The following is a 13,062-nucleotide window of genomic DNA, read 5'->3' as shown; positions in this document are numbered from 1 at the left end:
CATACTGCATCTTCTTCATTACGTTCCCCTCCACCTTAATCTGATTGTATCGGAGTAAGGGGTGTACTGTCCAAATTCATTTGGGGGCTAAATAGATATAGTGGATTTCCGGTGTTTGTGCCACCCTAAATGTAATTTTTTTATCTTTCTGGATTGGCTCATACTCCATAACGTAATCATTGCCTGTGGCATATCCACCTATGACTGCTAATGGATTTCCATCTTCGTCAATGATCGAAAAGGGTCCGCGTAGTAGTGATTCAGGACGGAGCATATGAACGACCGTTTTATTTTTCAAATATTCGATTTCCGTGATCTTCATTAAGTCCTTTTTGTTCTGAGGTAATATGAGCGGGTTTTTTTTCGTTGGCATTTCCGTCATAGTCACATCGATATTCTGAGAAGACACTATTTCTATAATCATGTAATAGAAAAGCTTTACCTTTATTCGCTTCGTTCCTTCATCGATTGGTTTTAAGAGAAGTCGCAACGAAATGTTCCTGCTAGAAACCGCCGTGTTCGATACAATGTAGCTATCGATAGTATCATCATCAAGCTGTTGACCATTCTCATCCGTCAATAACAATCCAAAAGTCGCATCAGGTAACATTGCCTTATAAGACAAGTTTAATTCCGTAGCTAGTTTTGAAAAAACGATCTTTTCAATATCCAGTGAAAATTTATCGTTCGCATGCTTTATTTTCGGTTCCACCACGGCAATCGGTGCTGCTTTCTTAACTGGAACCGTTACCGTCCAATTCCCTCTCACACCGTCGATTTCAGTTATCGTATACTGAATGTTTAATATATCGGGAGAATATCCGTTATATGCAGCTTTACGAGCGTACGTAAATCTTCATTCAAACGATTAATGGCTTCGAACAAATCTAAATCAATACTATAAGTACCGGACTGCATCTTGGACGAATCCGACAAGCGGTTGGTCACGAACGTTCTTTGGCGATGGCGACTGATCGATTGGCATTCTCTTATCAAGATTCTGAAGAACCATGTCTTAAAAAATTGAGGTTCCCTCAGTTTCATCACCGATTTATATGCGTTCAGTATTGCCTCCTGCATCGCATCCTCGCAATCTCTTTCATCGTTCAGTATCGACTTCGTCATACAATACGCATCCGTCTTCAGCCCCCGTATCAGCCTGGCGAAAGCATCCTTATCTCCCTCGATAGCCATCTGTACGTCAGTCTTCCACCCTAACTCCGACACGGGCTCACCACCTCTCCTATCTCTCTGTAATTACCAATCATCTATTAGAGGGCAATATTGTAAATTCGGTTCGCAAAATCTCAAATTCTATTTTAAACCGATTATGACGAAACCTAATGCGCTTGAAAGCAAAAAAAGCTGCCATAATGACAGCCTCTGAAGGATACAACATTCAAGATAATAATCTATATCCCGACTATTTGTCGTACAACTATCGTTATTCTTTGTAACTTTCCATCTTTCCATTTAACAAGAAGCCTCTATCTCCGTTAGTGTTAAAAGCATGCCATCCACTGCATCTATTCTATAAATTTCTTTATTCCCAGCGGGAAACTTTGCTTCAATGATCCAAGCCTTATGCTCTTCTTTTACGTTATTTTTTTCAATCTCTTCATCTTCCTTATAGCTTGCACTCCATCTTGCATTTCTATCTTGCACATGTGACTGGGCAATTTTTAATGCTTCTTTTTCAGTTATGAGACGGTTACTACTTTATTTTAGCATCGTTACACCCTGTCAGTAGTAACAGTAATACGATCATCAGACCCAATGCTTTCATCCGATCACACCTCGCACTTTGAAGGAATCTCAACACTAGAGTAGTAACTGATTGCCTTACCCATTTCTTCAGCGTTTTCGATCTCTCTCTTTGTGCTGTCCCCTATGTAACCATCAACATCGATTACGAATATTTCATCAGAAATATCATTCTTTCTAAAATGCAGGTTTCCAAGTAATTCAACTTGTTCTTCTGTTATTTCAATACCATCGCTTTGCTCAAAGAAGGTAACACTAATAACGATGTTACCTTGAAGTGTAAGGAATATGTTTACTTGCTCAAATTGTTCCTTGAATTTTGTAGAACCGCGGTACGATCACGTTTTTTCTTATCCCTTGGCTGCTGTTGCATAACTGGGCTAGTCAGCGGTTCCAGACCCTTTTTTGAAGCCTGGTCCTTCTCCAGTAAGGCAGCGAGGCGAGAAGTATTCCTGCACAGAAGCCGGTGATTGGAGCTACGACTAACATTCCCAATATGTTACCGCCCGACGCGAGAAGCAATTTACACCCTGTCATTAAGAACGCGACCATCGCCGCAAATCCCCAATACAATAGTTTTCGTTCTGATGTGATAAACGGGACCTCTTTTGAATGGGGATCGGTTTTGTAAAGCGCGATTCCTATTTGCGCGATGATAACCATCAAACCGATCATCGACAGACTGTGCTGTAAAATTTTATAAATGGGTAGATTCAAAATGACGATAGATCGCAGCATGGAAAATTGCTGAACATATACCCTCCCTCATGTGTGAAGGCGTCGACCGATATATGTGAGAGAAAGCCGGCGGAGACAGACACGAAGAAAACAATCCAGTCACGAAGCGTCCGTATGCTCCATGTACGTAATAGGTTGTACGCCCTCCGATTTAAACCAAAGATGGATGGCAAGTGCAGGACGAGTGATTCCTTAACAAAAATATGAAAAAGATAGGCGAACAGGATGCATAGCGGAATCACCTGAACGAACAAACCCGAGAACGAATGACCGATCGATTGATGGGGTTCCAAAGAGAGGAAATATTCAAAATCAGGCGCCATACTCCCCAACACGAGGCCGGTTACACTGAAACAACGTGGGTTGATGAATTTAATAAGTAGAATGTAGGTCGGGTGCGCAAAGGTAAAGGGCATCGGTTAGTTGCTTACCTCCTATTTCTAAAAAACAAACTCTTCTCAGTTGTCTTTAAGCTTTTTAGAAATCTCTAAAATAAATAACCATATCTTACTAACAAAAAGCCGCTTCGTAACAAGCTGCCATAGTACCCTTTAACTTAGAGACTACTGATTTATCAATTTAGACAACTTCGCGGTGGTTTCTTTTTGTTCTTTACGTCGAAATAACCTTTTCATATGAAAGCCACAGAAAGCGGTATTTGATTATTACCTTATGTATAATTTCATCATTAATAATTGAAATAGCATATATCTTATCATCTTTAGTAGCAGTTCCTTTATTCAATTTATCTAATTGTTTTTGCGGATCTGAATTGGTTTGAAGTCCTACTGAATTAAGGTCTCTAAAATTGTACTTACTCTCTTCTTCCCCTTCGAAATTACTCGATATGATAAAGCCCTTTAACGAATTGCTCTCCTGAATCTTTACTTCTCTTGGCTCATTATTGTCGTTGACAAGGACTTCTTTAATGCTAACTTTTGCAAGACGACTTTTATTCCCGACTTGCACCAATAAAACATGTTTATCAACCGTCCAACCACCTGCTACGGCATCTAATGGTGAGTTATTTATTAAATAAAGAGAATAAGCGCTGAATGAGATGAAAATTACAATCAGAAAAGAAATCATTACTTTAATCGAAAATTTGATATCTTTCACCTCCAATAAGATCCGTCAGCCTGATGCCGTTGTGCTATAACTTCCCGTTAAGCGTAACACAAATCGGCTTTATTTTTTCAACTTATTTCCATTTAATTAGTCTATACTTAAGGGTGTCTTAATCATAAATGGGTGGTTAATACCGCTTATGCACTTTTATTTAAGCTCTAATCTTTTAGATGATTAGCTCATCACGATCGAATGGAGGTTCATCCTTTTGTCTCGTAAATTAGTGAGTGCACTCATTGTCTTGAGTGCTAGTGTTCTCATTGTTATTTTTATTTTGGTCAAAGAAGCGAGATCTCCGAGTATCCCAGATGAAGAGTTTGTTACCATTGTCCATAATCAAATGAATTTGGATTCGGAAGTGAGTGAAACGATGAAGAGTTTGAACGCGGAACTGACGAAATTAGTTGGGGATGGTACAGACTACTTTACGGTTGAGCCGTACACCGAAGCTTATTGGAGTGAATTTATCGACAACACTTCATTTAATGAAGATAAGTTGATTGAAATAATATCTAATCTAACGGTTGATTCCATTCGTGAAGATCTTCAAACTGCCCAAACCTTAATTGATATTGCAAAAAAGAACCGAGACGTCCAAGCAATTAAATATGCGTATCAAATCATTAGTGATTTGGATCTCTGGCTATTTAACATGAATTCGGAGAACAAGAAATACTTTGCCGCAACGAATACGTTTCAAACGTTTGAATCTAAAAAAATCGTCAATAAGATAAAAAAATACATTGATGCTAATTCATGATTCCGTTAGGGAATCACCGTCATCAGACCTGTAACGGACTGCCGTAAGTACTGATTCTGTATCCGATGACTTGCCATACACGATCCAGTGATCAGAGATGAGCGGATCAATCTGCGGTCCGTCTCCCGTTATCAACGTTTCGGTTCCCTTCTCCATATCAGCTACGTATATGTCCGAGTTGTGGGGGTCCCGGTCCGACATCGTGCGTAGATGAACCGTTTCGTTCGTCCATCCAGGCGACGAATTGACCGCTAATGACGGGGCTCCTTTGATCCACGTCCAAATCGGTCACTTGAATCGTTTTCCCTGTAACAATGTCATGGACGAAAACATCGCCTGAGTGAGAACCGTTATAAACCTCCCAAGTTACAAGACCACCCGAGATTTGCGGCCGACCTTCCCTGTAGTCTTCTGTCGCAATCGGAACCGTTTCGCCAGTGTCGATACGGTACAAATAAATGTCCGTGTTGTTCTCCGGCACATTCCCGCCTGCTCGTAACCCCCGTTCCGTCACACGACGCCCGTCCTCCCAAACGACGAGTCCGGCATCAATGTCCGGATCCGTATGACCGCCACTGCCTGCTGTAAGAATCTTATACTCATCCGTCTTGATATTGTACAGGACGATCTGCCAATGAGAGGGATACTCTTTGATTTCATCGCTAGCGTTATCCATCCAAACGATGTAGTTCCCCCATATCTTGGGATTAACCTGCGCCGATGGGTCCGTTGTCAGTTGACGCTCCTCTCCCGTAGTAAGATCATAGAGAAAGATATCCGCATTAGCCACATCGTAACTCCCCAGTTCGCCGATCGGTGTTTTCTCGTTTCGTAAGTCCGACCAAACCACGAAGTTGCCTGAAATATCGAAGCCCGCAACCTGTTTGACTGAGATCAATGCCAGTTTTTTATTTGCGACTAGGTCGGTTATCGTCAATCCTACCTCGCCGCTCGTCACCAGCCGGTCCCCGTCAAGCGCACCTTGCCAGCCAGCCAATTCACGCTTTTCTATCGGTTGAAATCGTTCGCTTTTCGCGGGGTTAAACATATCTTCTTTTCCCCTATTCCCGGCAGAACACCCTATAATGGCAAACAAAATTAATATAACGCTCAACAATTTCGTTTTCATTTAGTCCCCCCGTTCTTACTAAATATTAGACGGGAATGGGAAATTTTAGTTGCACTATCCTCCGTAAGGTATCAATAATAAATCCCTGACCTTGTTGACCGCCTCTCTAAGCGGATTTAAAAGAACAAAAATAAAAAGAACCCTTACCGGAGTAAGAGTTCTTGGGTTTGTGAGGTATGGTGCGGTCGGCGGGATTTGAACCCGCACACCCTATGGGCACTACCCCCTCAAGATAGCGTGTCTGCCGTTCCACCACGACCGCACATTGAGACTTGCATATTGCCGTCCGAATCGACTTTCGTCAACCGGAATATAGAACTGGTGAGCCATGAAGGACTCGAACCTTCGACACCCTGATTAAAAGTCAGGTGCTCTACCAACTGAGCTAATGGCTCGCAATGGTGACCCCTAGGGGATTCGAACCCCTGTTACCTCCGTGAAAGGGAGGTGTCTTAACCGCTTGACCAAGGGGCCAATCTAGGTCTGCGATTCCGCGTATTCGCGGGTACCCGTTTCAGACGACAAATATGATTATATCTGAATCGAGGGACGAAGGCAAGCACTTTTTGGGACAAATTATAATCTCTTTTTTCGCCCAGTTAATGTAAGAAAATGTGTCCTTCCATTATTAAAGAGAGTGCCTCAGTACAAGCTATTTTACGCCACGCCAACTTGAGTACGACTAAACTGTTACTACCGTATAGGTAGCCAATAGGGAATGAACTGTTGGAAAGTCATCTAACGCAAATAACGATGCTTTTCATCTTATATTTCAAAACTCTTCCAGATGCAAGCTGAATAACGATGTTAATCATTACTATTGGCCCAAATTTGTTCTAATCGTTTCAAAAATTCGATCCATAGCGATGTTCTTCACCCTACTTTGATTCCAAAATGGCTCAATCGCTTGAATAGTGATGGTTACCATCCTACCTTCCTAAACTCGCCTGTGGTATCGCATTAGATAGCGAATTTTAACCCAAGTAACCGTCCTTGCGTCTTCGCTGCACCATTCACTTTAATTCGTAACCATAAAATCAAAAAGAGCCCTCAGCGCAAGCGCTGGAGCTCTTCCAAGTCGGCTTATTGAATATACATGGCGGGGAGAGAGGGATTCGAACCCTCGCACGCATTACACGTCTACTCCCTTAGCAGAGGAGCCCCTTATAGCCACTTGGGTATCTCCCCATGGCTCCCCGAACAGGACTCGAACCTGTGACAACTCGATTAACAGTCGAGTGCTCTACCAACTGAGCTATCAGGGAAAGTTTCAAAAGCGACAAGTAATAATTTATCATGGTTCAAAGGTGAAGTCAAGCACTTGTTCCCCATTTTTTTCTTTTCTTTTTTAACTAATTTTCCTACTTAACATACATGCTAAGTTTTTGAAAAAGTTGACAGTAACCGACTTGACTTGACCTTGTCCAATATGTTATTTATTGATTAATAAATCATTTGCAACATACAGTAACCGCTAAAGGAGGAAATCCCGAATTGAGCCCCAAAGAGGAAGTCGTAGCCAACCGGAAAGAACAGATCATGAACAGCGCAGCCGCCTTGTTCGCCTCTCAAGGCTTCTATAAGACGACTACGGCACATGTCGCGGAAGCCGTCGGAGTTACTCAGCCCTACGTGTTTCATTTCTTCAAGTCGAAGGAACAATTGTACTTAGCCGTATTGGAACGCGCCTACAACCGGATGTCCCAAGCGTTCTCGGTCGTAGATGCTCCCCCGGAACGTTTGGCCGAAAAAATGGGCGAAGCCTTCAACGGCCTGCTGATAACCCACAGGAACGAAATGCTTCTGTTAATGCAATGCTTTACGACGCCGGAGCCGGAGGTTCGGAAATTCTCGCGAGAAACTTTCTCGGAAATCTACGAAACCGTTCTGACCCGATTCGAATCCGTCGGCATCCCCAACGCTGGCATGCAAGCCAGCATATTCATTTCCTGCGGCTTGATCATCACTCTTTCCGAAGTATTGGAGATGCCGAAATTATCCCCTTGGTGCAACCCTGAATAATCGGGGTTTGGACCGTCCGTCATTTATTTATCAATAAATCAAATCATTATGCATACTATTTATTTATCAATAAATCAAATCATAAAAATCCAAAGGAGAATTCAAATGTTCACACCCGCACGCGTCCGCTTGTTATTCGTCACCTGCATCGCCTTGTTCATGGCCATGCTCGATAATCTCGTCCTAGGAGTCGCGCTTCCCTCTATACAAGAGGATTTAGGCTCCACGCTATCCGATCTGGAGTGGTTCATGAATGCCTATACTCTCGCCTTCGCGGTGCTTCTCATCCCGTTCAGCGTCTTAGGAGACTCCATCGGCAGGAAAAAAGTATTCCTCGGGGGGGTCGTAGTATTCACGCTCGGCTCCCTGCTCTCCGGCTTGAGCGATAGCTCGTTGGCGCTCATCCTATCTAGAGCCCTTCAGGGCGTCGGAGGCGCGGCTATCGTTCCTCTGAGCCTCACGCTAGTCAATTCAGCCTTCCCTCCAGAGAAGAGAGCGGCAGCCATCGGACTATGGTCGGGGATATCCGGTCTTGGGCTTAGCATCGGGCCGCTCGTCGGGGGATTGATCATGGAAGGCGCCCCTTGGCAGGTTATTTTCTACGTGAACATTCCTGTCGGAATCGTCGCTTTCGTCTTGGGATTAAAATGGCTCGAAGAATCGAGAGGCGTTCGCAAGCCGTTTGATCCGCTAGGCGTTCTGTTGCTAACATCGGGATTGTTCGGTTTGATCTTCGGCATGGAGAGAGGGAATGCGGAGGGGTGGGGCACGCCAATCGTATACGGCTCGATAATACTCGGCGCCGTGTTGCTCGTATTGTTCTACCTATGGGAGAGAAGCCGGGCGAACCCTTTCGTGCGCTTCGATTTGTTCCGCAGCAGAGCATATGCCTTCTACACGTTCGCGGGCTTCTGGATGAACGCCGGGGTATTCGGGGCTATCTTCCTCTTGACCTTGTTCCTGCAGCAAGCACAAGGTAATTCTCCGCTTGGAGCGGGGGTTAGGGAAATGGCTTGGACGACGATGACGATGATCGCGGCCCCGCTTGCCGGACTCGCGATCAGCCGGTTAGGTAATCGTACCGTCCTGCTCGCGGGCTTAGCGTTCCAAGCAGCAGCGTTGATCTGGTTCGCCTTGGTCATTCAATCGCAAGGATTCGATTTCCCGTTCGTCTATATCCTTGCTCCTATGATGCTGGCGGGAACCGGCATGGGACTTAGCTTCACTCCATTGTCCCACGGGCTGATCTCCTCCGTGCCGGAAGACGCGGCCGGAGAAGCAAGCGGAATGGGCAATGCCACCCGCGAGCTCGGCGGCGTATTCGGCATCGCGATCAGCGGCCTGATCTTCCAATCGGGAGCCGCCATTCGCTCGCCGCTCGATTTCGCGGATCACATCGTCCCAAGCCTGAGCGTCGCCGCCTCCATGATGGTCATCGCGTTCCTGGGCATCGCCTTGTTCGTCAGAAGCGGAAGCGGCGCTCGCAAAGCCCGGGAGTTCTCGTCCGCGAGCCAGCAGCAACCGATCAAGCCTGCGGATTCCGCTTCTTAATCCGCCGTCCTAGTGACGGTGTCTGAAGCTTTGGCCTCAAGCTGTACCTCCAGGAGCTTAAGCTTCCCTCCGCAACGCCCGCAGGCATACTTGCGGGGATCCGTGCGCCGCTTCCGGGGATAGCTCATCCCGCAAGAGCGGCATGAGAGAATGTATCTGACGGGCAGGCTTCTTGCCGCTCCCGGAAGAGCGCGGCAGTGTCGCGTTGCGCCGACTTCGACGAGCAATCGCTTAAAGTCGGCGTCGCGGTGCTGGTAGCCTTTACGTTGCAAATGCAAATGATAATGGCATAGTTCGTGCTTAATAATAGCTTCCGTCTCTTCAGGGCCATAGACGGCTAATTGATGTGGGCTGATCTCGATATTATGGCTTTTCGTGAAATAACGGCCTCCGGTCGTCCGGAGCCTGGAATTAAAGGATGCGGCATGCAAGAAGGGTCGCCCGAAGTAGGCGAGAGAAACCCGCTCGATCCATTGCTGCAGCTCCTGATCAGTCATTCTTATACCTCCTAATGGCCGCCATTGCAAGTCAATGGACGGATCGGCTTGTCCTACTTGAATTGTAGCCTTGGATTGGGCTACACTGTCAAGTAGTATCGGTTGAGGGGAGTTCGCGTCATATGCCTGAAATGTCCTATATTCTTTTGCAGCAGGAGCAAGGGGATCTTCAATTCGTGGAGATGCCAGCTTCCCATGCGTATCAATTAAGCGCCTTGAATCTTCGTCTTCATAAAGAATTGTCCAAATTAACCGCCGATAACGTGCCTAAGCTTCCTAAGGCGATCGCCGAATTCCGCGCGCTGGATTTGCTCGACGAGAATCAATCTCCGATCGGAGGACTTCAATACGTGAACGAATTGGAGCAATCCTTCGCGGCGATTCGCGAGGGCTCTTATCCTCTGGTGTCGCTTCTGACGGAAATACGCGCGCTGCAGGCCCAATTGGAGCAATGGTACGAGGACGAAGATATGCTTTAGAGCGCAATTCCTCCTTCGGACCTGCACTGTCATCCGCCTAACTCCATATGCTATTCATACAGCATGTGAATGGGAGGAGGACGATTCCGATGCCTCAATGGCTTTGCAACCAACTCATGTCGGCGTTTCAGAAAAAAGACCGTAGGCAAATTCGTCTATTGAACGATTGCTGGTTCTATTACCGCGTCAAACCCGAAAAATCAAAGGAAAACGCAGGAATCACCCCTTGAATAATCAACGATAAAAAGGATCTTCCTCCCGCCGGTATAGGCTGGATAAGAAGATCCTTTTTTGTCGTGCCAAGTTCTCTTACAGCGTGAATTCGTTCCAGTTAACGACTTCGTCCGCCGTCAACCGGGCGGTCGGGTGACCTTCTTTAGCCGCCTTACCGATAGCGATGAGCATGATCGGAACGTAACGCTCGCTTATTCCGAATGCCTCGACGAGCTTAGCTCCGTCGAATCCGCCCATAGGAACCGTATCGTAGCCTCTGGCTTTCGCCGAAAGCATCAATTGCATGGATACTAGACCTCCGTCGATATAGAGGACTTTCTTCATTTGTTCCGCCGGCAGGGAGGAGAACAATTTCGTGTAGTTGGGGAGCAGCGTTTCTTTAGTCGCCTCTGGCATATATCCCAGCTCGACCGAGCGGCTGAAAACCGTCTCTAGCAGCTTGTAGCTTTCCATATCTCCGAGCACTGCAATCACTGCGGACGCATCTACGATTTGCTGTTGGTTGTTCGCGATCGGCAGCAACTTTTCCTTCACCGGCTGAGAGTCGATAACGAGAAATCGCCAAGGCTGACCGTTAGCGGTAGAGGGAGCTCGTAGCGCTTCTTGGAACAATTCGGTCAGCTCTTCTCTGGAAATTTTGAAGCTCGGATCGTAAACCCGAACGGAGCGGCGTCCGAGTGCGACTTCTTTGTAGGACGGACTTTGCGTTTGTGTTGCTGTTGTATTCGACATATGATTAAATCCTCCATTTCGATTATAAATCTGATGTGATATTTGCACAGTTATGCGGAATAAAAGGCCATAACGAATTGAGCTCCAAATCATTTCAGCATAACATTTCCTGAAACGAACTGTGATAACTTCTACACAGTAACACCCAAAAAAAAGAGAGCCTGATTTGTTTCTAACTCGATTAACTGTTGAGTATATTGCACAGTATAGAACGGAAAAAATAAATTGTCAACTCTTCATTTTCTCCGTCTCGGCAATCGAGCTTCCCTGACATTGTTGCGCTCTGTCCGCAATCTGTTCAACGGTATACCTTCCCAGCACATCGACCAACGAACGCTCCATCTCGGACGTAAGATCGCTGAAAATGGCCTGCATCTCCTGACCGAAAGGATTCGTTCCCGCCGTTTCCTTGATCCCGAAGCTCATCGGGTCGCCTACCTGCAGAACCGTGTATACTTCCGCAAGCGTAATGTCCGAGGGATCCTTCTTTAACCGGTAACCGCCGTCGCGGCCTTCACGCGTATCCAATATCCCGCCTTTGACTAGCGTCGCTAGAATACGTCGCAATAACGTTGCTTCGGACTGCAACTGCACGGCTAGTTCGGCGCTTGGACAAGACTGGGCGTTGGTCTTCGACAAGATGACAAGCGCTTGCAACGCTAATCCGAACCATTTGGGATGATGGGATCCGATACATCTTTCCGGCTTCATTTTAACGCCTCCAATTGGTTGAATTGTATCGAAATCCGGACGCAAGGGCAAGAGGTAAATGTAAGCTCTTACTCGAATAAGCAACCCCGAGTAGGACCGATGTCCTCTCGGGGTTGCTTATTCTTCTGCTCAGACTACCGTAATTATCCTCTGACGCCGAAGACGGAACGAATCGCTTCCAGATAACCTAAGCCATGAACCGTGTCCGGCTCCAGGTAGCTGCCTTCCGTCCATTCGTTCCAAGAATTGACGGTTACGATCGGCGTAGTCAGATGGTCTCGATCCAGATAATTCTTGACCTCTCGTAGCGCCTTCTCGAATTGCTCCGGCGTATTGTCCACCAATACGGGCGTATACGGATAACCGACGTTCGCGTGAGTATCGGATTGCGTCGTTCTCGGCGTAGAATCCCAACCCATCGATACGTTCGGATAATACGGCAAGCTATGCTCCCCCTGCAGCACGTCCCAATACTCGATCGATTTCTTGGCGTACTCCGGATAGGACACGGTCGGATAGCTCTCCAACGGAGTGTGGTGAATCCACACGTAAGAAGTCACGGAATCAAAGCCCAGCGCTTCGACCATTTGTCTGGGATCTTGAATTTTCGACTCGGTCGGCAGGATCTGTATTCCCCATACGACGGCGTTCAAATTCAACTCTCCAAGTCCCGCCTGCCTAACCCGCTCCCGAAAGGCGAGAAGCGCCTCTCTCGTTTCCTCGATGCCTCCCAAACCTTTAATCAAGCTCCCAAGCTCGTACAACGAAAAGTAAAGCTTTCCGTCCACCCGCCAATACGAGGGATGCGCGAAATATTTGTCGATGATGTATTCCGTCGCCCTATCGAACGACTCCCTTGGCGTCGGCCCCTTCGTTAATAAAGTTACGTCCGTCGAACGCTTCAACGGAAAAATATTGACCCAATCATGGTTCGCCCACATCAGGGAAAACTTCAAGCGATCGTTATTGGCGGCTTGCATAAACCCTTCTTCAAGCGCGCGTTGGAGAAACGGCTGATCCTCGTACCAATACCAGTCGTAAATAAACGATGTTATGCCATGGTCCGCAGCTGCCGCGATTTGTTTCTCGGCTACGCGGGGATCGGATTCGTCCAGATAGCCCCACAAAGGAACTTTGGGTTGCTGATGTCCGGGAAACCTCGGCGTTGCGGCTTTCACGAGATTCCATTCCGTCCATCCGGCGCCATGCCACTCCTCGTTGCGGGGATCGATATGATAATTAGGGAAATAATAAACGGCAACCTCATTGGGCTTCGACATGGGAGCTCCTCCTTGATGATCGGGCTGTATCCCCCGT

The 13,062-nt window shown here is 46.6% G+C and carries 14 protein-coding genes, 5 tRNA genes and 1 pseudogene; 5 read left to right on the top strand and 15 right to left on the bottom strand.

Annotation, left to right across the window (positions count from 1 at the left end; all coding sequences use genetic code 11):
• Positions 1-76 precede the first annotated feature (76 nt).
• The 5 genes and pseudogenes from DFP95_RS27465 to DFP95_RS27440 form a co-directional block, all read right to left on the bottom strand.
• Positions 77-769, bottom strand: a complete 693-nt coding sequence (locus DFP95_RS27465; RefSeq protein WP_147304231.1) for a hypothetical protein — start codon at positions 767-769, stop codon at positions 77-79.
• Positions 770-801: 32 nt separating this feature from the next.
• Positions 802-1,227: a sigma factor gene (locus DFP95_RS27460; protein ID WP_115995869.1), complete on the bottom strand. Its 426-nt coding sequence runs from the start codon at positions 1,225-1,227 to the stop codon at positions 802-804.
• Between the two features lie 563 nt (positions 1,228-1,790).
• On the bottom strand, positions 1,791-2,054 hold the full coding sequence (locus tag DFP95_RS29560) for a hypothetical protein (RefSeq protein WP_115995874.1): 264 nt from the start codon (positions 2,052-2,054) through the stop codon (positions 1,791-1,793).
• A 94-nt stretch (positions 2,055-2,148) separates the two neighbouring features.
• A pseudogene (locus DFP95_RS27445) lies at positions 2,149-2,918 on the bottom strand (DUF4184 family protein).
• A 196-nt stretch (positions 2,919-3,114) separates the two neighbouring features.
• Positions 3,115-3,621: a hypothetical protein gene (locus DFP95_RS27440; RefSeq protein WP_147304230.1), complete on the bottom strand. Its 507-nt coding sequence runs from the start codon at positions 3,619-3,621 to the stop codon at positions 3,115-3,117.
• A gap of 217 nt (positions 3,622-3,838) precedes the next feature.
• Between DFP95_RS27440 and DFP95_RS27435 the strand changes: the two genes are divergently transcribed.
• Positions 3,839-4,390: a hypothetical protein gene (locus tag DFP95_RS27435; protein ID WP_115995866.1), complete on the top strand. Its 552-nt coding sequence runs from the start codon at positions 3,839-3,841 to the stop codon at positions 4,388-4,390.
• A 157-nt stretch (positions 4,391-4,547) separates the two neighbouring features.
• Here the strand turns inward: DFP95_RS27435 and DFP95_RS27430 are convergent, their stop codons facing one another.
• From DFP95_RS27430 to DFP95_RS27405, 6 genes are all read right to left on the bottom strand, one after another.
• Positions 4,548-5,438 (bottom strand): hypothetical protein, encoded by an 891-nt coding sequence (locus DFP95_RS27430; RefSeq protein WP_181907639.1) that lies wholly within the window; start codon positions 5,436-5,438, stop codon positions 4,548-4,550.
• 258 nt (positions 5,439-5,696) lie between these two features.
• A tRNA-Leu gene (locus DFP95_RS27425) sits at positions 5,697-5,781 on the bottom strand.
• 57 nt (positions 5,782-5,838) lie between these two features.
• Positions 5,839-5,914: transfer RNA gene (locus DFP95_RS27420), tRNA-Lys, on the bottom strand.
• A 4-nt stretch (positions 5,915-5,918) separates the two neighbouring features.
• Positions 5,919-5,993, bottom strand: a tRNA-Glu gene (locus DFP95_RS27415).
• A gap of 623 nt (positions 5,994-6,616) precedes the next feature.
• Positions 6,617-6,707, bottom strand: a tRNA-Ser gene (locus tag DFP95_RS27410).
• Between the two features lies 1 nt (position 6,708).
• Positions 6,709-6,784 (bottom strand) — tRNA-Asn (locus tag DFP95_RS27405).
• A gap of 229 nt (positions 6,785-7,013) precedes the next feature.
• Between DFP95_RS27405 and DFP95_RS27400 the strand changes: the two genes are divergently transcribed.
• Both DFP95_RS27400 and DFP95_RS27395 read left to right on the top strand, forming a co-directional pair.
• A complete protein-coding gene (locus DFP95_RS27400; protein ID WP_245988020.1) occupies positions 7,014-7,541 on the top strand; it encodes a TetR/AcrR family transcriptional regulator in 528 nt (175 codons plus the stop codon).
• A 105-nt stretch (positions 7,542-7,646) separates the two neighbouring features.
• Positions 7,647-9,092 (top strand): DHA2 family efflux MFS transporter permease subunit, encoded by a 1,446-nt coding sequence (locus DFP95_RS27395; protein ID WP_181907638.1) that lies wholly within the window; start codon positions 7,647-7,649, stop codon positions 9,090-9,092.
• Here DFP95_RS27395 and DFP95_RS27390 read toward each other — a convergent pair.
• Positions 9,089-9,589, bottom strand: coding sequence for a SprT family protein (locus tag DFP95_RS27390; RefSeq protein ID WP_115995863.1), 501 nt, complete (start codon positions 9,587-9,589; stop codon positions 9,089-9,091). The genes DFP95_RS27395 and DFP95_RS27390 overlap by 4 nt on opposite strands.
• Positions 9,590-9,711: 122 nt before the next feature.
• Between DFP95_RS27390 and DFP95_RS27385 the strand changes: the two genes are divergently transcribed.
• Both DFP95_RS27385 and cmpA read left to right on the top strand, forming a co-directional pair.
• Positions 9,712-10,068, top strand: a complete 357-nt coding sequence (locus DFP95_RS27385) for a hydrolase/acyltransferase (protein ID WP_115995862.1) — start codon at positions 9,712-9,714, stop codon at positions 10,066-10,068.
• 89 nt (positions 10,069-10,157) lie between these two features.
• Positions 10,158-10,298, top strand: a complete 141-nt coding sequence (gene cmpA / locus DFP95_RS27380) for a cortex morphogenetic protein CmpA (RefSeq protein ID WP_115995861.1) — start codon at positions 10,158-10,160, stop codon at positions 10,296-10,298.
• Positions 10,299-10,377: 79 nt separating this feature from the next.
• Here the strand turns inward: cmpA and DFP95_RS27375 are convergent, their stop codons facing one another.
• From DFP95_RS27375 to DFP95_RS27365, 3 genes are all read right to left on the bottom strand, one after another.
• Entirely contained in the window at positions 10,378-11,034 is a 657-nt protein-coding gene (locus DFP95_RS27375) for a nitroreductase family protein (RefSeq protein WP_115995860.1), read from the bottom strand.
• Positions 11,035-11,262: 228 nt separating this feature from the next.
• Positions 11,263-11,745, bottom strand: a complete 483-nt coding sequence (locus tag DFP95_RS27370; protein WP_115995859.1) for an Rrf2 family transcriptional regulator — start codon at positions 11,743-11,745, stop codon at positions 11,263-11,265.
• A 143-nt stretch (positions 11,746-11,888) separates the two neighbouring features.
• Positions 11,889-13,025, bottom strand: coding sequence for a glycosyltransferase WbsX family protein (locus tag DFP95_RS27365; protein WP_115995858.1), 1,137 nt, complete (start codon positions 13,023-13,025; stop codon positions 11,889-11,891).
• Positions 13,026-13,062 lie beyond the last annotated feature (37 nt).

It is taken from the genome of Cohnella lupini (genome assembly GCF_003386205.1).
Taxonomy (GTDB): domain Bacteria; phylum Bacillota; class Bacilli; order Paenibacillales; family Paenibacillaceae; genus Cohnella; species Cohnella lupini.
This window is presented reverse-complemented; position numbering and strand designations above follow the sequence as displayed.